This window comes from Flavobacterium sp. SORGH_AS_0622, from assembly GCF_030818825.1.
In the GTDB taxonomy this organism is placed as follows: Bacteria; Bacteroidota; Bacteroidia; order Flavobacteriales; family Flavobacteriaceae; genus Flavobacterium.
Map to the genome: position 1 here is coordinate 3,845,157 of NZ_JAUTAX010000001.1, position 20,145 is coordinate 3,865,301.

A 20,145-nucleotide genomic window follows, 5' to 3' on the forward strand; every position below is an offset into this window, starting at 1 on the left:
GTGCTTCGATGGCTCATAGCAAAACCATAAAAGCAGTTTCTAAAAATCAATTCGGAGTTTGATCTTTAGGATTTTCTTTTGTTATTTTTTCTAGAATTTTTAAAAGGGTTTTCTTTTTTGTTTCTGTTTCTTCTAAGAGTTGTTCTAAACTTTTAGGAGGGATATCTTTTTTCTTCCTATTCATTCTAATTTATTTACTTCGATCTGCGCGCTAATCGATTTGGTAAATGTAGAATGGAGATTATGTGTTTATGCAAAAAAGGACTATTGCAAAAACACTCTGAGGCAGAAAAGTTCCACCCAGAAAGCACTCAAAAAAAAATAAACCAAACTAAATCAGATCATTAGCTTGGTTTATTTTATGATGTTAAATACGTTAAATTGTATTGAGATAAGTGGAGAGATTTACCTTTTCGTTGGTTAAATCAAACTTTTTACGCAGTCTCGTTCGGGCATTTTCGATAGATTTAAAGGATTGTCCTGTAATTTGAGAGATTTCTTTTGTGGTTAAATCCAGATATAAAAGTGCACATAATCTTCGATCTTTTGGAGTAAGAGAAGGATAATCCTCCGTTAATTTGTCGAAAAAAGATTTATGAACCTGCTCAAAACTTATTTCAAATTCTTTCCAGATGTCTGTATTCAAATTCTTCTCAAGACGCTTTAAAACTATATCAATAGCCTGCTGCATTTCTTTATTAACAGTTTTGAGTTTAATCTGTTTAAGATCCGTCAGGATTTCGTTAATGCTGTCTGTACGATGTATTTCTGCCATTGCCTTTCCTATGAGAACCTTTTTTTTGGCTTCCAAACTTTCGTTTAAGGCTTGCATTTTTGTCTTTAATTTCTCTTTTTCGAGCTGATTTTTAATATTCTTGTTGCGGTATTTTATCAGTAAAATAATTAAAATCAATATCCCGATAACCAATATTAAACCAACTACATAATATTTAAATCGCTTTTTTTGCTCAATAAGCATCTTTATCTGGGTTCTGGCTTTGTAATCCTGTTCCAGCTTTATTCTTTCAATGTTTACTGTCTTTTCTTCAATATTTATACTATCCTTAATGGCATTATATTTCTGAAAATAATAAACAGCATTTTTATAATCCTTCTTAATTACATAAACTTCATAAAGCATTTTATTGAGGTCTAAACCAGAAGAACTATATACATTTTCGCTGCATAATTCTAAACCTTTCTTTGCGTTTACAATTACGGTATCATAGTTTTTTTCTTTTAAATTATATTGAGAAAAAGACTGATATACAAAAGCCTGCAGTAAATTATCAACACGATTGCTCAATAAAGAAAAAGCTTTGTCAAAATACTCATCAGCTTGTGTCTTATTTTTTTTCAAAACATATGCTCTTGCAAGATTAGTGAATACGTAAACCTTTAGATCATCATTTTTTAAACTTTTATTTAGTCCTTCGGCTTTATGAAAATAATGCAATGAAGAATCTAAATTTCGACTGAGATATAAAGTCCCAATATTATTTAAAATTTTGACCAGTTTTACAGCATCATTTTTTGACTTTTGAAAACGATATACGTTTAAGAAACATTGCAGTGCTTTTTCTTTATTTTTCCCTTGTGCATAGATAATCGCAAGATTGTTTTCTAATTTGGATGCTTCTTCAAGGTTGCCATTTTTTTTGTAGATATCATAGGCTTTTAAATAATACTGAAGGGCAACATCTAATACCTCTCTCGCAGAATACATTTTGCCTGATGTAATATAAACACCAGCCAAGGTAAGTTCAGATTCTTTTGTTTTTTTAGCTTCAGTCTCAGCCAGTTCTATGTATTTTATAGCTCTTTCCCAATCTGTTTTTTGTAATCTTAAAGCAATTTTGCGACACAGTTCTACTTTTTTCTGATGATTGTTAGTAGTATTTACACTATCTATCAGTTCTTGTGTTGACTGTGAATAAATAGTAAGGGGAAGCAAAAAAAGCCATAAAAAAAATAATCGTGGTATCATTTTTAAAAATTCTATTGGGAATTCCAAATTTAAACAATATAGAAAGCTAAATCCTAAATAAAACTCTTAAAAAGCATTCTGCTGCCGAAAACTTAAATATCTAGGAAATGTTTTTTATAAAATTTTTAAAAAGTATATGTAAAAAATTGATTGAAATAGAGTCTCAATTTTTAAGATTCATCTGTGCTTCTTATCATAAAAAACAATATTTCTTCTTCTAGTTCTTTTGATAAATTTTCACATTCCAGCTTACGTCGAAAATTTTTTTCAAACCGTTTCTTATAAACCTGTGCATTGACAACATTACTGCAATAATCATCACAGATGGTTCTAAACTTATCATTTGTTAAGTAGAGAACTTTCATAGATTCAAAATATTCCGCAAATTTGATATTGTATAATTCTTCAGGCACAGTCATAATTTAGAATTTAAAATATAAATTTTTACACTTTTAATCTATGATTAACAGTCTCTAAGAGAAGAAAATAATTCCATAAAATTTCTTTTAGGAACTAAGAAGTAAATTATTTCTATACTAAATTATAAATTTAAAACGCCATTTGTTTTACAAAGATGTTGCAAGTTATAATTTGCAACAATATTAAATTTGAAGATTGTTTTTTGCAACAATATAAACTCAAAGTAATAATAAATAAAAACTGATCAAGCTTATCTTTAAAATCTATTATTCTTCAGGAAGTAAATTATCTAAATCTGATAAAGTGTAAAATTTAAGTCCGTTAAGTTTCATGTACTTACAGACAAATTCTAAGGTTTCGATTTTGGTCTGATAATTTTCGGTTACATTTTTAACTGGTTTGTGACTGCATAAAATCAAGATCTTATCATTTTTCTTCGCGTAATCTAATAACTCCAAAAGATATGGAATACTAAAATGAATATGGCTGTTATCGATATCGAATGCAAATACAATTTTTGAATTATTAAAATAACTGTCCTGCTTTTCAGGAACTTCACCTCCAAATGCCCTGCCTCTAATAATTTTAAATTTGCTTGATAAAGCCTTATCAAGTTCTTGAGACCTTTCGCCGTAAGGATAGGCAAAAGAAGTAACATTAAAAGATTTCTTTTTCATCGAAGCAATCATTGGTTCTATTTCCTGCTTCATATACTCGTCTATTCCGTTTTTTTGTACAAATTTCACAGCATTATAATGATGATAACCGTGGCCAGCAATTTCATGCCCTTCTTTCTGCATTTGAAGAAGTTTTTTAATTTGAGGTTCTCCAATAGAATCTATTCTGCAGACATTGAAAGTTGCTTTCCAAGAATATTTTTTCAAAGCGGCATCAGCTTCAGCCCACTCATCTACGTACGCATCATCAAAAGACAAAATCACACCAGCCTTATAAGGTTTTGGCTCAGGTTTTTCGTTTTTAGTATTACAGGAAAAAAAACTTAAGAACATTAAAAAAAGCATTGTCTTGAGAAAAAATAGCTTCATACAGAGTTGAATTAAATTGAAATTTTAAATATTCTTTAAAGAATAGAATCATTCAAATATAAACACTTTTTGAGATATTTTACTTACACGCTGCAACAAACGAAAACATATTTTCCTCTACTGATCTTCTTAGAATACTATACTTCTAATTACTTTTATAATATCTAACACTAAAGCTAACAGGTTTAAAAAAAACTTGTTAGCTTTAATCTGTGATAGTAATAGAATATCTTATTCCAGTTTAAACCATTCATTTACTTCTTCTGAAATTGTTTCTTTTATTTCTGGATTTTCAAATTCATTTGAAACCGAATTATAGACATAATCTTTCTTCCATTTTTTATAATGCAAAGCGATCTGCTCAATTGCATCGCATATAAATGTAACCTCATCGTTTGTCATAATCGGATGCAGTGACAAACGAACCCATCCTGGTTTATTGGTCTGGTTTCTTTCTAATAATTCATTAGTAAGTTCTGCCGATTTTTTTTCATTTATATTGAAAAGATAATGCGCATATGTACTCGCACAAGACCACCCGCCGCGAACCTGAATGCCGAAACGGTCATTTAAAAGTCTTACGATTAAGTTATAGTGAATATCTTCGATGACAAAAGAAACACAGCCAATTCGTTCTGTTGTAAGGTCTCCTAGAATGGACAAACCTTTTATTTTTTGAAGTCTTGAAAAACAAAGATCAAGCAGTTCTTTTTCTCTGTTTTTAATGTTTGAAACTCCCATTTTATCTTTTAATTCTAAAGCTAAGGCAGTTCTTATTACTTGTAGAAAGCCTGGTGTCCCACCATCTTCTCTAACTTCTATGACCTCGCTATAACAATATTTACCCAGCGGATTGGTCCATTTTACATTTCCACCGCCTGGATTATCCGGAAAATCTGATTTGTATAATTTCTCATTAAAAACCAAAATACCGCATGTTCCTGGTCCGCCAAGAAATTTATGAGGCGAAAAGAAAACAGCATCTAACTGCTGCTCTGGATCTTTTGGATGCATGTTGATTTTAACATAAGGTGCCGAAGCTGCAAAATCTACAAAGCAAAGTCCACCGTTTTGATGCATGATTTTAGCCAATTCATGATAAGGCGTAATAATTCCAGTAACGTTCGAGCAAGCTGTGAACGAACCAATTTTTAAACTTCTGCCGGCATATTTTTTAATTTCTTCCGAAAGAATTTTAGGATCGACCAAATTATTTTCATCTGCGGGAAGAATCACAACTTCGGCATTTGTTTCGTACCAGGAAACCTGATTCGAATGATGTTCCATATGTGTGATAAAAACTACTGGCTTATCTGCTTCATTACTCGTTCGCAGTCCCATGATTCTTTGCAGCTTCGATAAAGCAGCAGTCATTCCGGTTCCTGTTGTGATTAAAACATCAGATTCATTTGCGTTAACTGACTTTTTAATAATATCTCTGGCATGTTGATACGCGTAAGTAGACGTTTTTCCGGTCTGACTTGAAAGCGAATGCGTATTGGCAATCATCGGGCCTATTTTATTAAGCATAATATCTTCGATCGGATTGTATAATCTTCCGCTGGCAACCCAGTCGGCGTAAAGCAGATTCTGCTTTCCATATACCGATTTATAAATATGATTTATACCTACTGTATTTTCTCTAAATTTAGAGAAGTAACATTCTAATTCAATTGGCTGTGTTTCTGTCTCAATAGCATTCATTTCCTGATCATTTTAAATTAACTAAATTTTTTATTGATGAACTTTAATTTTTTGGTGAGCAAAGCATTTTGACTTGACTCTACGTTTTTAAAACGTTCATATTTTTTTCTCTAAAAGCGATTTAAGTGTAGACTGTAATTCTTCGCCTTGAAGATTTTTGGCTACGATTATTCCGTTCGAATCCACTAAATAATTTCCAGGAATCGCTCTTATTCCATATAATTTCGCAACGGCGCTGTTCCAAAAAAGTAAATCGGAAACGTGCAGCCAGGTTAGATTATCATCCTGAATTCCTTTGATCCAGTTTTCTTTCTTTTTATCCAAAGAGATTCCAACAATATTAAATCCCTTATCGTGAAATTCTTTATAAGCGGCTACGATATTTGGATTTTCTCTTCGGCATGGACCGCACCACGAAGCCCAAAAATCGACTAAAGTGTAACCTTTTAAATTTTCATAAAAGCGGATTGGTTTTCCCTCAGGATCATTGGCAGTAAAATCTGGAGCTTTTTTCCCAACTGCTAATCCGTCCAAAACAAGGGCAAGATCTTTTAGTTCTTTTACGTAAGTAGTATTTTGCTGGGTTTTATCAAGCAAGGCAATATTTTGTCTTATTTGTTCTGGCGATAATCTGTAAGACCAATTTCTGTACAATACATAAGCAGAAACAATTGAATTAGGATTTTCTGTAATGAATTTACTGATTTCTACATCTTTTGATTTTTTGTAAGTTTCAAATAAATCTTGAGAAGCAGAACCTTCGACTACAGAATTACTGTAATATTTCTTCGGACTTAATTTTACTGTAATCGGGCTTTTTTCAAGAAAAATATACAAAGGACTGCTTTCTGTATTCACACTTAAACCATATAGTTCTGGCGTTTTCACTTTAGTTTTGAAACTAAAATTTCCGTCTTTTACTTTTACCGAATCAATTGTGGTAAACATTTTATTATGAAACTTTTGCAGATAAACATAATTGACAACTGTATCTACAACAGTTCCTTTTAGTTGTAAATTATTTTCCTGTGCCTGAGATTGCGTAAAGCCAAAAAGTAGCGCAAAGCCTAATAGTATTTTTTTCATTTTATTTTGATTTTTAGTTTAAGATTGGACAAAAGAATTCTAGGCCAAAGTCACAAAGGCTTCTAGAAAATGCTGTTTAATAAAAATATTGGGAGAATTTAATGTCTTCACATTCGGAAAAAAGCAAGACTATTTTCTTCGAAAATTAAATTCAAAAGTTCGTAACCTGAGTATAAGATTGATTCGGTTTTCATTTTAAAAAAATAAAAGTTTAAAAATATGATCTTATTCAGATTTGGAGGAAATCTTTCTTATCTGTCCACCACAGTGGAAGGATTTAGCACCTTATTCGGTAACAGGTTGCTAAGACGTCAATGGGCCTATTCCCTCGGTCTTTCTGGATAAGTATCATTCAGAAATTTTCTGTGATACAAATATACATACTAATTCTATCAAATTAGTAGTATTTAGTAATATTTTTTAAAATTTTATTTTAAGAGTTGCTCAAAACCCTTTAAAACACTCTGGAAAACAATTATTTAGTCCTAAAATAAATTTCAATTAATTTTTATTTTTAGAACAGTAATTCCTAATACAATAGCTTTAAATTCTTTACTCCATAAAAAAACTCATTTCGTTTTGAAATGAGTTTTTAACTTTTCTGACCGAATAAATTATTTATTCTTTCTTTTTTTAGCACTTTCCGTCTGCAGTTTAACACTGTCTTTTTGCACTCCTTTTGAAGGCGTGTAGGTAGACCCATCTTGTGCACTTTCTCCGGGCCCGCTTCCTCTGCCGGCTGTACTTAAAGAATCTGTATTACCATTTGCAGATGTTGGCGTTTGAGTAGTAACAATATTAGTTGATGTAGTGGCAGTATCAGAAACTTGTTTTGTTTCCGTTGTGTCAAGCGGAACACTGGAAGTTTCTATTTGATCGCTGTAGCCGTCATTCTTTTTACAAGAAAACAGCAATCCAATTACAACTACAAAAAGTATGACTTTTAATTTTAATAATGCTTTCATAATAAACGTTTTAATATTTACAAAAGCTAAGTAACTACTTATAAAGCAGTTTATTTTACAATATTTCTATTGAATTTTATATAACCGCAATTGGTTTGATTAGCAATAAAAAAGCCTGTAAATTTCGATTTACAGGCTTTTAAAACTAAAAAGTAACCAATTTTACTCCCAAAGTAAACCATCTTGAAGGGAGAGGCACCGCTCCTACTTCATAATAAGTGGCATTAAATATATTCTGCGCATCTAAAAAGATTGTAAATTTTTGAATAGTCTGACTTATTCTAAAATCATTTACCCAATAAGAAGGTCCAGTAATTCTTTCGTCAAAGCGAGTTGCAAACAATACTGAAAAATCTCTGTATTGATAATCGATCGTATTTGTTATTTGATGTTTCAACGAAGAAATAAGATACTTAGAATATACTTCGGTACGAGAACTTTCAAATTGAGAATCTAAATAAGTATATGCTAAAAGAATATTCAATCTTGAATCTTTAGAAAAATCAAATCTGTAATTACCTCGCAAATTAATTCCGTTTGTTTTTAAATCACCGGTGTTTTGGCTCTGCCAAGGCTGAGTGGTTAAGTTACGCATCCAATCGATGTAATTGTTTATTTTTCTGTAAAAATAATTGGCATTGAAACTTAAAGCTCTTTTATTGTATTTAAAACCAATTTCACTTTGAAAAGCATTCTCTGAATCTAAATCGGCGTTACCAATATTTCCTGTCTGCTTTAAATATAAATCTGTAAACGATGGAATTCTCTGGCTTGTTCCAACATTTCCAATGATTTTAAATGCATCTGTAATGGCATAACTAGCATCAATTCCAGGATAAACCTGCCATTTATAATCAGAATTATAATTTAAATAAGTTCCTAAATTTACGTCTAGTTTTTCTGTAAAACTTGTTCTGTATTCGGCATAGATTCCAACATTCTCACGGTCGTGATCGCCAATATTAGTAGAATGAATATTTTCATTTCTAAATTCTGCGCCAAAACCAATTTCGCCTTTAGACAATTTAACTGTCGAATTCAATTCTCCAGCAATAGAATTAGTATAATGCTGACTTCTTCCAACATTCAAATTTGAGTTTCCTAAGTAACGGTAATCATCATAATTATAGCGGTAAGTTACTCTCGGCATAATTTTCCAATTTTCTGTAATAGCATGTTTCGACTGGATATTGGCAAATGTAGTCTGCACTATTTCGGTAGAATTTCGATCTCCAGGCGCTGCATAAAATCCGTTTGCTCCAAAGCCGTTTTTGATGTAACCTGCCGAACCTAAAATTTCATTAGAATCATTGATCTGTACATTTCCTTGGTAGAAAATTTTATTGTTTTCAAATGCGGTATTATAACGGTAACCGTTACTTTTATCGTGCGAAGCAAAAATTAAATGCTGTTGTTTTTCTTTACCTAAAACGGCTCCTGCCTGCACACCTGTTCCGTAAAAAGTGTCTCCAGTATCTTGAGTATCTTTTTCAAAATTAGAACCCGCATAAGTACTTACCAAAAATCCAGAATCTGTTGGTTTTTTAGTTACAATATTAATTGCTCCCGTTAAACTGTTAATTCCAAAAACTCTCGCAGCTGGTCCACGCACTACTTCTATTCTTTCGATTGCTTCTACCGGAAGAGGCAGATTTAGCATATTATGAGCGGTTTGCGAATCGATTACTTTTGCTCCATTTAGCAAAACAACCGTCTGTTCAAAACTTCCGCCATCTACACTAATATCGGCTTGAGTTCCAAACGGACCTCTTTGTCTAATATCAACTCCGTTTGCATACTGTAATACTTCCTGAAGCGTTCTTCCTGGAAGTTTCTTAATGGTTTCACTTGTTATAACATACACATTTCTATTTTGTTTAGAAATTGGGGTACTAAAACGGTTTTCATTAATTATAACTTCCTCCATATTATTGATGGAATCTTTTTTGGTCTGCGCGTAAAAATTGGTACAAATTACTGTAAAAACAGCAAAATAGATTTTTTTCATTTGGTTAATGTTTTTTTGGCAAAAGTAGTATCTTGCCGTACTAATCAAGCATACCAGTTTTGTAATTATGGATAGTCCGGTTGAAATTCCTTTTAAAAGCTTTATTCAGCTTAAGCCAGAAGAAAATACAGCGCTTTATCTTCAGATTGTTTTTGAATTTATCAAAGCCATACAAACTGGTTTTCTTCCCGAAGGAACAAAACTTCCCGGCACAAGAATACTCTGCAAAGTATTGGCAGTCAATCGCAATACATTAATTAAAGCTTTTCAGGATCTGGAATCGCAGGGATGGATTGAAACGCTTCCGAATAAAGGAACATTTATTTTATCACAGCAAAAACAAAAAAAACAAATTGAATATACTGTTGTAAAAGACCAAAATCAATCTGAATTAGATACTGGTTTTACATTTCAGCGTTCTACGATTCTTGAAAATCCAACAGAAATTAGTAATCTGCCTTATCAATTTAATGACGGAATGCCAGATTTGCGATTGGTACAAACAGATGTTCTGGCAAGACTTTATGTTTCTAAATTAAAGAGACGAAAAACTTCTAAAACATACGAACAAATCGAGCTGCGATCGCATTTAAATTTTAAAACCCATTTTTCCAATTATTTAAATCTTACGAGGGGAATTAGAATTTCGACTTCAAACCTGCTTACAACCAGCAGTCACGAAATAAGCTTGTATCTGGTTACAAAAGTGCTCATAAGTCCTGGAGATAAAGTTGTGGTGGCTTCTCCCAGCTATTACATGTCCAATATGACTTTGACCAATACGGGAGCTCACATTATTTCTATTCCAGTAAATGAAGACGGAATTGACACCAAACGATTAAAAGAAATCTGTGAAACTTCTACCATCAGAGTTTTGTATCTTACTTCCAATTATCATTATCCGACGACAATTTTACTGAGTGCTAAAAAGAGAATTGAAGTTTTGGAATTGGCGAATCAGTATGGATTTGTGATTCTCGAAGATGATTATGACTTTGATTTTCATTATGATAACAATCCTGTTTTACCGTTGGCAGCATTTGATTCTAACCAGCGTGTGGTTTATATAGGATCTTTTGGAAAATCGCTTCCTTCGGGATTTAGCTACGGATTTGTTGCTGCTCCTTCTGAATTTATTAAGGAACTTGAAAAACATCAAAACATTCTCGAACCCGGAATTGATGTTATTAAAGAACAGGTTTTAACCGAATGGATTACTGAAGGCGAAGTGCATCGGCTTTCTAAAAAAAATAAAAAAATCTACAAAGAGCGCAGAGACTATTTTGTTTCATTACTTAACGAAAAACTAAAAGGCAAAATTAAATTTAAAGTGCCGCCGAGAGGTTTAGCCATTTGGGTAGAATGGCTTCCTGATTTTAACCTCATAAAATTTCAGAAAGAATGCTCTACAAACGGATTATTCCTTCCGAAAACCATTTTGTACCAAACCAAAGATCTTACTGCAACCCGTTTAGGATTTGGAAATTTGGAGCCAGAAGAAATGGAAAAAGCCGTAACAATATTAAGCACAAGTCTGGAAGCTACAGTTTCTTCCAACAACTAATTTGAACAAGTATCTCATATACTGACAATTATGTAATTTGTAATTCTAATCCTATAAGCAGAAAAGGTATTTGGAAACTAACTTTGGTATCAATTAGTCTCTAAATCACCTATATCATGCTTTATACTATTTTACAACTATTATTAGTATCTATTGCGGCAACATCTGCCATGACATGGTTTAGTTATGCAATGTCTAAAAATTTCAGGGAATTGTATAAAGAGCCGGTACTCTTGAGTTACGCTATTGACAAAATGAAAATTGAACTTTCAACACAAGCAAAAATAAATTGGGGATGGATATTGCATTATGCAATTGGTTTTTTGTTTGTAGTTGGATATCACACCATTTGGGTAAAGAATATTGCACCAATTACACCGTTAACTGCTCTTATCTTAGGCGCTATCAGCGGTATAATTGGCATAATCAGCTGGATAATCATTTTTAAAATGACCCATCATCAACCCCCAATTGATTTTAGAGGTTATTATATTCAGCTGTTCTTTGCCCATATAATTTTTGCTATTGTTGCGACTGCACTTTATGCTATTATGTTAACCCTGATAATCTAAGAAAACTTATGTCACTTTCTAAATACAACCAAAAAAGGGATTTTAAACAAACACGTGAGCCCAAAGGAGAAATCGAAAAATCGGCTGACAAGTTAATTTTTGTGGTGCAGAAACACGCCGCATCACATTTGCATTATGATTTTAGGTTAGAAATGAATGGTGTTTTAAAAAGCTGGGCAGTTCCAAAAGGACCGTCAATGGATCCTGAAGTAAAACGTCTTGCTATGATGGTTGAAGATCATCCTTATAGTTATAAAGATTTTGAAGGCACTATTCCGGAAGGAAATTATGGGGCAGGAAATGTGATTGTATGGGATAATGGAACTTATACTTCTGATGAAAAAACAGCATCTGATGAAAAACAATTACTGGCCGATCTTAAAAAAGGGCGTTTGAGTTTTATCCTAAAAGGAAAAAAACTTAAAGGCGAATTTTCTCTGGTAAAACTTCATGGAAAGCAGGAAAATGCCTGGCTGTTGATTAAAAAACACGACAAATACGCTTCTGATTCTGATATTTTAGAAAATGATAAATCCGTGATTTCTAAAAGAACTTTGGATGAATTAGAAAAGAGATCTGAAAAGTTAATTTCTAAATCGGAAGAAAAAAGTAAAACTAAAAGTGCCGTAAAAAAAAAGCCTAAAGCAAAAACTGCCGAAGCAGGATTCTTAAAACCTATGCTTGCCAATATAACTGAAAAACCTTTTGACGATGAAGAGTGGATTTTCGAAAACAAATATGACGGTTATCGTACAATTGCTGTAGTCAATCCGCCAAGTGTAGAATTATTTAGTAGAAATAAAATTTCGTTTGATACTAATTTTAAACCAATTGCAGAAGAATTAAAAAAAATAGATCATACTGTTATTCTCGATGGCGAAGTTGTAGTTGAAAATGATGCTGGACGTGCAGACTTTCAAATGCTTCAAAATTATCTTAAAACCGGCATTGGCAATTTAAAATATTATGTTTTTGATTTATTGAATTTAGACGGAAATTCAATAACCGACTTATCTCTTCTTGACCGAAAAGAACTGCTTAAAATCTTATTTAATAAATATGATTTTTCGAATATTTTTTATTCTGAACATACAATCGGCGATGGAATAAAACAATTTGAAAATGCCAGAAAAAGTAACAGCGAAGGCATTATTGCTAAAAAGGCAGACAGCTCATATTCCGCAGGAAACAGAAGTAATAATTGGCTGAAAATTAAAATTTCTAACGAAGAAGAAGCTATCATTATTGGAGTTACAGAACCTAAAAATTCCAGAAAATATTTTGGTGCAATTTTGCTGGGGCAGTACAACGGAAAAGAACTGCAATATATTGGAAAATGCGGCACCGGTTTTACTGAATCGGTTTTAAAAGAACTTTATACCAAATTACAGCCTCTTTTTATTGATAAGTCACCACTTAAGGAAAAAGTACCTTTACGCGACAAAATTCAATGGGTTAAGCCCAAAGTGGTTTGTCAGGTAAAATATTCTGAATGGACGCAAGACAAAAATTTAAGACATCCGGTTTATTTAGGATTGAGAATAGACAAAAAAGCCAGCGAAGTAAATTTCATTGGCAATATCAAAGAGAATAAAATAACCAATGATAATACAACTGCAATGGAAGATTTAAAAGAACATAAAACTGAAAATGATTATGATTTGAAAATTGGTAAAACGACTTTGCATTTAACCAACCAAAATAAAATCTATTTTCCTAAAGACGGAATCACAAAAGGCGATGTCGTTCAATATTATAATGAAGTGGCACCACTTATGCTGCCGTATTTAAAAGACCGACCAGAATCTATGAATCGTTTTCCAAACGGAATTGATTCTCCTAGTTTTTATCAAAAAGATATTGATTTGGACAAAACGCCAAAATGGCTGAAAACCAAAAAAATATTCTCTGAATCAAATGATGCCGATGTGAATTATTTGATTTGTAACGATAAAGAAACGCTTTTGTATATGGCAAATCTTGGCTGTATAGAAATGAATCCGTGGAACTCGACTATAAAACATATTCAAAATCCAGACTGGCTGGTAATCGATTTAGATCCTGCCACAGAAAATGATTTCCCATTAGTGGTACAAACAGCATTAGTGGTAAAAGAAGTGATGGATGAATTGGAAACGGAATGTCTTTGCAAAACTTCTGGCGCTACTGGACTTCATATTTATATTCCGCTTGGAGCGCAGTACGATTATGATTCAATTAAAATTTTAGCCGAATTAATTGCGAAAGAAGTTCATGCAAGACTTCCTAAAATTACTTCTATTGAAAGAAGCATCAAGAAAAGAAAAAACAAATTATATATAGATTTTCTGCAAAACCGCCGCGGGCAAACTTTGGCTGCGCCGTATTCTGTTCGTCCAAAACCTGGCGCTACAGTTTCTACACCTTTAGAATGGAGTGAAGTCACAGAAAAACTGCATCCTTCACAGTTTACCATCAAAAATGTATTGGGCCGTTTTGAGAAAAAAGGTGATTTGTGGAAACCTATTTTATCAAAAGGAGCCAATATTAAAAAGATTATTTTAAAGCTGGAAGAAAAACAAAACAGCTAAGATGATTTTTTCTTTTTAGTTTCCAGACTTGCTTTCAGCATTTCCATTAAGTCGTCACTTTGTTTGTGCACGACTTTAAGTTTTGGAGAAGCTTTTTGTGGTTTTCCTTTGGCTTTCTTTTTAATAATGTCCAAAAGTTTGGCAGTATATTCGTCTTTAAATCCTGTAATATCAAATTTCTCAGTAAGCTGATCAATAAGTTTTTCGGCCATATCCATTTCTTTTGTAGATTTTTTCGACATTGGCGGTAATTTTAATTCACTTGTACTTCTAATTTCTTGTTCAAACCGAATTCGATTTAAAACAATTACATCTTTATAAGGTTTTAAAATCGCAAGGCTTTCTTTATTTCTTAAAACAAAACGTGTTACCCCGACTTTTCCTGAAGCCTGAAGCGCGTCGCGAAGTAGTCCGTAAGCATTCATTGCACCTTTGTCTGGTTCAAGATAATATGGCTGTTCGTAATAAATACTTTGAATTTCTTTCTCAAGAACAAAGCTTTCAATGTCAATAGTTTTCGTTTTGATGGCATCTGCGGCTTCAAAATCTGAATCGTCTAAAATGACATATTTATCGTCAATTTTATATCCTTTGACAATATCAGCAAAATCGACTTCTTTGCCCGTACTTTCATTCACACGCTTAAACTTGATATTTGCATGGTCTTTTTTATCCAGCATATCCATATCAAGACTGCTTTCCTCAACCGCCGAAAACATTTTAATTGGAATATTAATTAAACCAAAACTTACCGAACCTGTCCAAATTGATCTCATGATTATTGTTTTAGAAATATCTCCCTAAATTAAATAAGGAATAATCTATAAACGTTACAAAATCAACCCGTTATTTTATAAAGTTATGAGTTATGCTATAAATTATGAGTTATGGGCGAAATCATAATTCATAATTAATAATTCATAATTAATAATTCATAATTAACAATTAATTACCAGCCTTTAACAGCTCCACCTTTAAATTCCTGCTCGGCAGCTTTTTCTACTTCAGCAGATTGAAACGCTTGTAAAAACTGTTTTACTTTTTCTTCGTTTTTATTGTCTTCACGGCTTACCACTAAATTTACATAAGGTGATTCTTTATCTTCAACAAATAAAGCATCGCGAGAAGGAACCAATCCTGCTGCAGAAGCAAAAGTATTGTTGATGATAGCGATAGAAACATTTTCGTCGTCTAAAGCACGAGGCAATTGCGGTGCTTCTAATTCTAAAATTTTCAAGTTTTTAGGATTACTAACGATGTCTGTAACTTTAGGAAGTAAACCAACGCCGTCTTTTAATTTCAAAAGACCGTTTTTCTGCAAAAGCAATAAAGAACGTCCGCCGTTTGTTGGATCATTCGGAATAATGATTGTGCTTTCGTTTTTCAATTCTGAAAGACTTTTTATTTTTTTAGAATAAGCTGCAATTGGGTAAACAAATGTTTTTCCGATAATTGCCAATTTGTAACCGCGTTGTTTAGATTGTTCGTCTAAATATGGTTTGTGCTGAAAAGCATTCGCATCAATATCTCCTTGGCTTAAAGCTTCGTTTGGAATAACATAATCGTTAAAAGAAACCAATTCCACTTCTAAACCGTATTTTTCTTTTGCTACTTTTTTAGCTGCTTCGGCTACTTTTAATTCTGGGCCGGAAGCCACACCAACTTTTATAAAATGCGGATCATTGTTTTTGCTTTTTCCGCAATTTGCTACAACAAGAGCTAAAGCTAAAATTCCGGCTGTTTTCAAGAAATTTATTTTCATGACAATTCTATTTTTAAATTTTTAATTCTAATTTTTTAATTGATAATTATCTGTGATCAAATCGTTTTGATAATCTGTCTCCTGCAAACTGAATCAGGAATACTAATATTACCAGTAATGCCAAAACCGAATTCATTGTAACAGCATCATAACCAATATATCCGTACTGATAGCCCACTTGTCCAAGTCCGCCCGCACCAACAGCGCCGCCCATTGCAGAATAACCTACAAGCGTGATTAACGTAATCGATGCAGCGTTTATTAATGAAGGTAAAGCCTCTGGAAGTAATACTTTGTAAACTATTTGAAGAGGAGTTGCTCCTAAAGCTCTTGCCGCTTCAATTAATCCTGAAGGAAGACTTAACAAACTGTTTTCGACTAATCTGGCGATAAATGGAGCCGCTCCTATACTTAACGGTACTAATGCCGCACTAACACCAATTGAAGTTCCTACAAGGGCGCGTGTAAACGGAATCATCCAAACGATTAAAATAATGAATGGAATCGAACGAAAAATATTTACTAAAACAGATAATGTCCTGTTTAAAGCAGGCTGTTCTAAAATTTGATTTTTACGAGTAAGAAAAAGTAAAATTCCTGTTGGAAGCCCCAGTAAAAAACCGAAAAATCCCGATACAAAAGTCATAACAATGGTTTCCCATGTTCCTTTTAACAATAATTCTATAATGGAATCAGACATAACCTATAATTTCTGTTTTAATATGTTTTGAATTAAAATATTGAATCGCGGCACTATAATTTTCACGCTTTCCTGATAATTCAATCAGCATTACACCAAAATTTACATCGCCTGCCTGATCCATTTGTGCACTGACAATTTTAAAATCAGTATCAAAAAGTCTTGAAACTTCAGAAATAACAGGTTCGTTTACCGATTTTCCAGTCATTTCTAATTTCAACAACGGATTCAAAGTTCCGTCATCTTCTTGTTTTAATTTTTCCTGATAAACGGATGGGATATCAATATGTAAAGAAGATGAAATAAACTCTCTAGTCAATTCATGTTTCGGATCGGCAAAGATTTCTCCAACACTTCCCTGCTCTATTAGTTTCCCGTGACTGATTACCGCAACTTCATCACAAATAGATTTTACAACTTCCATTTGGTGCGTTATCAATAAAACAGTAATATTTAGACGTTTGTTAATGTCTTTCAATAAATTTAAAATAGATCTTGTAGTTGCAGGATCGAGCGCGCTTGTAGCTTCATCACACAAAAGCACTTTTGGATTATTGGCTAAAGTTCTTGCAATTGCAACTCTTTGTTTTTGTCCTCCCGAAAGACTTGCAGGATAATCATTTGCTTTTTCTGCTAAACCAACTAATTGAAGCAGTTCTAAAACACGCATTTTAATTTCCGTTTTTGAAGTTCCAGCTAATTCCAGCGGAAAAGCAACATTTTCAAAAACAGTTCGTGACGAAAGCAGATTAAAATGCTGAAAAATCATTCCGATTTGTCTTCTTTCAATCGCCAATTCCGAATTTGATAACTGCATAAGCGCTTTGCCGTCTACTATAATTTCTCCAGAAGTTGGTCTTTCTAATAAATTCACACAGCGAATTAAAGTACTTTTTCCAGCACCAGAAGTTCCAATTACACCAAAAATCTTCCCTGGAGGAACTCTAAGCGAGACATCAGACAAAGCAGCTACTATTCTGTCTTTCTGATGAAATGTTTTGGTTACATTTTTTAATTCAATCATTCTCTAATTACGTTTTAAAATCAAAAAAAGCCTTTCAAATAGTTATGAAAGGCTTTTTCGAAACAAATAATATCATTTATATATAAGCCAGATCAATAAGATTCATAACAGCATCACAGCACATCATACTGCAGCTATAATAATTCTTCATATTCTGGTTACTATTTTTCATTGCTGCTGCAAATTTAAATAGTTATTTTCAATTTTACTGTAAAAATTATCAAAACTTTTATTAGCCTATCAATATAGTAGACTTTTTCAAAATAAAAAATTCCAAATTCCAAATTCCAGAGTGAATTGGAATTTGGAATTTAGAATTTGAAATTTTTGATTTAGAGTTTTTATTTTGGAATTTAAATCCTAATTATTCTGTTCTGCAATAGTAGATTTATTCAATTTTATAATTCTGATTTTCTTATTGGTATTGTCCGATAAAAAAATAAAATCATTAAGCTGTGCCGTTCCAACAATAGTTCCAAATGAATTCTGTCCCAAAATATCTGAAGCGTTTACAACTGCTTTATAATTTTGTTTGATAAAATCTTCTTTTGGGTATAATCTTAAATAAGAAGCACTTCCAACATTTTCTGAAGTTACTGCCCAATCTTTGCTGAAAGACACAGCAATTGGTTTTATATCTATAAATTGTGTTTTCTGAGGCTCGATTGGAGTTGTTAAAGATGTTGCCGCATTTGCTTTAATATTGGCAATGTTATAGTACAAATAGCTTTTTGCATCTCTTCCTGCTACCACAAGATTACCGCCATACACATCCATTGAATATACCTCTGTATAACCATTTAATGTGTTTAATTTTGCAAGAGGCTGTAAATCCCAATCGCTTGTTTCTGTAATCTGAGAGGTTTCAAATACTTTAATAGACTTTTCTTTTTCTTTTACGAATACCAATCCATCTTTTACAACTACGCCAAAAACGTGTACAAAAGTCTTCCACCATTGTCCGTTTCCAACAGTACTGATTCCCGCATTTGTGGTCTCATCAAAAACAAATAATCTCGATTCTGTACTTCCAACATAAATACGGCCATTGTCAACCGCAACAGAAGTCAAACTCGTTAACGGAATTGTAGTTGTTCCTTTTACATATTCTTTAATGGATTTGATATGAGTAAAAGTAACAGCATCAAAAACCTCCAAAACGTTTCCATTAACAACGTATAATTTATCTTTTGAAACGGCTATTCCTTTAGGATCAAATGCTTCTGTGCTTCCAGGAATATTTTCTGCGGTTAGAGTCGCTTGTTCTGTTGGATAATAGTAATCGTAATTTTTAGATTCAATATCGTCTTTGCTGCAATTGGTAAAAAAGCAAAGTACAAGAATTAAGGTCAAAATATGTTTCATATCTATTTTATATTTTAATTCCATTTTCCTTCGCCTTTATATTTCAGCAAAAATGGATTCTTTGGATTAATGGTAAATACTGGTTTTTTGTACGTTCCGTTAAGGTATTTTGTCTTTGTATAAGTTTGTAAAACCTCTGGATCTGTAAAAGGAAGGTCATTTAAATAAATCAAATATTTATAAAAATGAGTCAGCATTTCCTGCTGTCCGCCGCCTTCTCCGCTATTGGCCAAATTACTGCTGTGGCTGAAACCAATATGATGCGAATACTCATGCGACCAAACTGACATTTCTCCTAACCAATGTCCGGTAACGTATCCAGATTCCCACTGTGATGCCAGATTTCCTCCACCCCAGGCAGAATCACCTCCAACCATTGCCATCCAAAGCGTCCTTTTATCTAGATAATTCCAATATATTTTTTCAATTTCTTCTTTTGAAATATAATCGTAAACTCCGTCTACATCTTCAGCATTTCCGTGCCAATTCAATGCCCCATTTACAGCAGTTCCCGCCAAAGTAGCCTGCTCTTGCTTGTATTTATCAAAATTGGTAAAAGTGCTGTAATATAACGGATGGCTTAAGGCGTAAGAATAATTGATAATCATTGTTATTGCTTCTTTTGCCAAAGCCGGATTCATTGGAAGGTATTTACCTAAATCGTTAATATGATACGAATCATTAAACTGCACTAAATGATTGGATTTGATCTTTTTGATTTTTTGAAATAATGGATCCTCAGATTCAACAGAGAATTCAATTGCACCAGAAGAGAATCCTTCGATTTTGTCAATTGTTACCGTATTTCCTGTTTCTAACAAATAATCATTTTTCTGATCTGTTAAAGGTATTTTATGAAACGAGCGGTGAAAAGCAGGAATTTTTGAAAAGCTGTAAATCAAAAATCGCTTATCGTAATTCGGCAGTTTTGCATAAATTTTCACATCGTTAAGTCCAACAGGCGAATAAAGCGAAATCTGTACAGAATCTTTTCCTTTTTGAATCACCTGCAGCGGCTCATTTACTCTAAACCATCGATCTGTTTTATCGTACATTCTTGCTGGATCTTCGTCATCAGCAAACATGGTCATCGGATGATTTTCTGCGGGTAAAGCTGTAGCATCAATGCTCGGAAGGTAATTTGGTTTGTACGAATCTCCATCGTCACTGCAGCCAAAAATTATACTTGAAAGTAACGCAAGTACAATGTAGTGAGTTTTTTTTCTCATTTTAAGTAAGTAGGTTTGGGGGTTAAATATGCACACAAAACTATCAATATGCTTTTTAAAAACAAACAGATTGAAAGAAAAGTATGAAATTAAATTGTACTAAAAGTAAAATTATCCAGTCACTACAGTACTTAAAAGTTATA

17 protein-coding genes and 1 riboswitch are annotated in these 20,145 nt (G+C 32.8%); of the genes, 3 read left to right on the plus strand and 14 right to left on the minus strand.

What is annotated here, in order from left to right; translation table 11 throughout:
• Positions 1 to 46: 46 nt before the first annotated feature.
• The 8 genes from QE431_RS16195 to QE431_RS16230 form a co-directional block, all read right to left on the minus strand.
• Positions 47 to 184, minus strand: coding sequence for a hypothetical protein (locus QE431_RS16195; RefSeq protein WP_157848508.1), 138 nt, complete (start codon positions 182 to 184; stop codon positions 47 to 49).
• A gap of 192 nt (positions 185 to 376) precedes the next feature.
• Entirely contained in the window at positions 377 to 1,987 is a 1,611-nt protein-coding gene (locus tag QE431_RS16200) for a hypothetical protein (protein WP_307297731.1), read from the minus strand.
• Between the two features lie 170 nt (positions 1,988 to 2,157).
• Positions 2,158 to 2,406 carry a hypothetical protein gene (locus QE431_RS16205; protein WP_057116726.1) on the minus strand — a complete coding sequence of 83 codons (249 nt, stop codon included), beginning with the start codon at positions 2,404 to 2,406 and terminating at the stop codon, positions 2,158 to 2,160.
• 267 nt (positions 2,407 to 2,673) lie between these two features.
• Complete coding sequence (locus QE431_RS16210) at positions 2,674 to 3,453, minus strand: polysaccharide deacetylase family protein (RefSeq protein ID WP_307297733.1); 780 nt, start codon at positions 3,451 to 3,453, stop codon at positions 2,674 to 2,676.
• Positions 3,454 to 3,684: 231 nt separating this feature from the next.
• Positions 3,685 to 5,157 carry an aminotransferase class V-fold PLP-dependent enzyme gene (locus tag QE431_RS16215; protein ID WP_307297735.1) on the minus strand — a complete coding sequence of 491 codons (1,473 nt, stop codon included), beginning with the start codon at positions 5,155 to 5,157 and terminating at the stop codon, positions 3,685 to 3,687.
• 96 nt (positions 5,158 to 5,253) lie between these two features.
• Positions 5,254 to 6,243, minus strand: a complete 990-nt coding sequence (locus QE431_RS16220; protein WP_307297736.1) for a TlpA disulfide reductase family protein — start codon at positions 6,241 to 6,243, stop codon at positions 5,254 to 5,256.
• A 248-nt stretch (positions 6,244 to 6,491) separates the two neighbouring features.
• Positions 6,492 to 6,591, minus strand: a riboswitch (SAM riboswitch).
• 266 nt (positions 6,592 to 6,857) lie between these two features.
• A complete protein-coding gene (locus tag QE431_RS16225) occupies positions 6,858 to 7,208 on the minus strand; it encodes a hypothetical protein (RefSeq protein ID WP_307297739.1) in 351 nt (116 codons plus the stop codon).
• Between the two features lie 145 nt (positions 7,209 to 7,353).
• Positions 7,354 to 9,216 (minus strand): TonB-dependent siderophore receptor, encoded by a 1,863-nt coding sequence (locus QE431_RS16230; protein WP_307297740.1) that lies wholly within the window; start codon positions 9,214 to 9,216, stop codon positions 7,354 to 7,356.
• A 67-nt stretch (positions 9,217 to 9,283) separates the two neighbouring features.
• On the opposite strand from QE431_RS16230, the gene QE431_RS16235 reads away from it, so the two are divergent.
• The 3 genes from QE431_RS16235 to ligD all read left to right on the plus strand — a co-directional run bounded on the left by QE431_RS16235 (position 9,284) and on the right by ligD (position 13,922).
• Entirely contained in the window at positions 9,284 to 10,780 is a 1,497-nt protein-coding gene (locus QE431_RS16235) for a PLP-dependent aminotransferase family protein (protein WP_307297742.1), read from the plus strand.
• Positions 10,781 to 10,896: 116 nt separating this feature from the next.
• Complete coding sequence (locus QE431_RS16240; RefSeq protein WP_307297743.1) at positions 10,897 to 11,352, plus strand: hypothetical protein; 456 nt, start codon at positions 10,897 to 10,899, stop codon at positions 11,350 to 11,352.
• Between the two features lie 8 nt (positions 11,353 to 11,360).
• The gene (gene ligD, locus QE431_RS16245; protein WP_307297745.1) at positions 11,361 to 13,922 is read left to right on the plus strand and encodes a DNA ligase D; all 2,562 of its coding nucleotides are present in this window, start codon (positions 11,361 to 11,363) and stop codon (positions 13,920 to 13,922) included.
• On the opposite strand, the gene QE431_RS16250 is transcribed toward ligD, so the two are convergent.
• The 6 genes from QE431_RS16250 to QE431_RS16275 all read right to left on the minus strand — a co-directional run bounded on the left by QE431_RS16250 (position 13,919) and on the right by QE431_RS16275 (position 20,002).
• The gene (locus tag QE431_RS16250) at positions 13,919 to 14,698 is read right to left on the minus strand and encodes a Ku protein (RefSeq protein ID WP_307297747.1); all 780 of its coding nucleotides are present in this window, start codon (positions 14,696 to 14,698) and stop codon (positions 13,919 to 13,921) included. The genes ligD and QE431_RS16250 overlap by 4 nt on opposite strands.
• A gap of 173 nt (positions 14,699 to 14,871) precedes the next feature.
• On the minus strand, positions 14,872 to 15,684 hold the full coding sequence (gene metQ, locus QE431_RS16255) for a methionine ABC transporter substrate-binding lipoprotein MetQ (protein ID WP_307297748.1): 813 nt from the start codon (positions 15,682 to 15,684) through the stop codon (positions 14,872 to 14,874).
• 46 nt (positions 15,685 to 15,730) lie between these two features.
• Positions 15,731 to 16,384 (minus strand): methionine ABC transporter permease MetI, encoded by a 654-nt coding sequence (locus QE431_RS16260; RefSeq protein ID WP_057116737.1) that lies wholly within the window; start codon positions 16,382 to 16,384, stop codon positions 15,731 to 15,733.
• Positions 16,377 to 17,408 (minus strand): methionine ABC transporter ATP-binding protein MetN, encoded by a 1,032-nt coding sequence (gene metN, locus QE431_RS16265; RefSeq protein ID WP_307297750.1) that lies wholly within the window; start codon positions 17,406 to 17,408, stop codon positions 16,377 to 16,379. Before metN ends, QE431_RS16260 begins: the two co-directional genes overlap by 8 nt.
• A 360-nt stretch (positions 17,409 to 17,768) precedes the next feature.
• Positions 17,769 to 18,773, minus strand: a complete 1,005-nt coding sequence (locus tag QE431_RS16270; RefSeq protein ID WP_307297752.1) for a PQQ-binding-like beta-propeller repeat protein — start codon at positions 18,771 to 18,773, stop codon at positions 17,769 to 17,771.
• Positions 18,774 to 18,787: 14 nt separating this feature from the next.
• Positions 18,788 to 20,002, minus strand: a complete 1,215-nt coding sequence (locus QE431_RS16275; protein ID WP_281866318.1) for a hypothetical protein — start codon at positions 20,000 to 20,002, stop codon at positions 18,788 to 18,790.
• Positions 20,003 to 20,145: the final 143 nt, after the last annotated feature.

Excerpts from the sequence above, each read along its gene's own strand:
- QE431_RS16225 (WP_307297739.1), bottom strand. The coding sequence starts at position 7,208 with ATGAAAGCATTATTAAAATTAAAAGTCATACTTTTTGTAGTTGTAATT.
- QE431_RS16260 (WP_057116737.1), bottom strand. The coding sequence starts at position 16,384 with ATGTCTGATTCCATTATAGAATTATTGTTAAAAGGAACATGGGAAACC.
- QE431_RS16195 (WP_157848508.1), bottom strand. The coding sequence starts at position 184 with ATGAATAGGAAGAAAAAAGATATCCCTCCTAAAAGTTTAGAACAACTC.
- QE431_RS16250 (WP_307297747.1), bottom strand. The coding sequence starts at position 14,698 with ATGAGATCAATTTGGACAGGTTCGGTAAGTTTTGGTTTAATTAATATT.
- QE431_RS16210 (WP_307297733.1), bottom strand. The coding sequence starts at position 3,453 with ATGAAGCTATTTTTTCTCAAGACAATGCTTTTTTTAATGTTCTTAAGT.
- QE431_RS16200 (WP_307297731.1), bottom strand. The coding sequence starts at position 1,987 with ATGATACCACGATTATTTTTTTTATGGCTTTTTTTGCTTCCCCTTACT.
- QE431_RS16230 (WP_307297740.1), bottom strand. The coding sequence starts at position 9,216 with ATGAAAAAAATCTATTTTGCTGTTTTTACAGTAATTTGTACCAATTTT.
- QE431_RS16205 (WP_057116726.1), bottom strand. The coding sequence starts at position 2,406 with ATGACTGTGCCTGAAGAATTATACAATATCAAATTTGCGGAATATTTT.
- metN (WP_307297750.1), bottom strand. The coding sequence starts at position 17,408 with ATGATTGAATTAAAAAATGTAACCAAAACATTTCATCAGAAAGACAGA.
- QE431_RS16220 (WP_307297736.1), bottom strand. The coding sequence starts at position 6,243 with ATGAAAAAAATACTATTAGGCTTTGCGCTACTTTTTGGCTTTACGCAA.
- QE431_RS16215 (WP_307297735.1), bottom strand. The coding sequence starts at position 5,157 with ATGAATGCTATTGAGACAGAAACACAGCCAATTGAATTAGAATGTTAC.
- QE431_RS16240 (WP_307297743.1), top strand. The coding sequence starts at position 10,897 with ATGCTTTATACTATTTTACAACTATTATTAGTATCTATTGCGGCAACA.
- QE431_RS16275 (WP_281866318.1), bottom strand. The coding sequence starts at position 20,002 with ATGAGAAAAAAAACTCACTACATTGTACTTGCGTTACTTTCAAGTATA.
- QE431_RS16270 (WP_307297752.1), bottom strand. The coding sequence starts at position 18,773 with ATGAAACATATTTTGACCTTAATTCTTGTACTTTGCTTTTTTACCAAT.
- ligD (WP_307297745.1), top strand. The coding sequence starts at position 11,361 with ATGTCACTTTCTAAATACAACCAAAAAAGGGATTTTAAACAAACACGT.
- QE431_RS16235 (WP_307297742.1), top strand. The coding sequence starts at position 9,284 with ATGGATAGTCCGGTTGAAATTCCTTTTAAAAGCTTTATTCAGCTTAAG.
- metQ (WP_307297748.1), bottom strand. The coding sequence starts at position 15,684 with ATGAAAATAAATTTCTTGAAAACAGCCGGAATTTTAGCTTTAGCTCTT.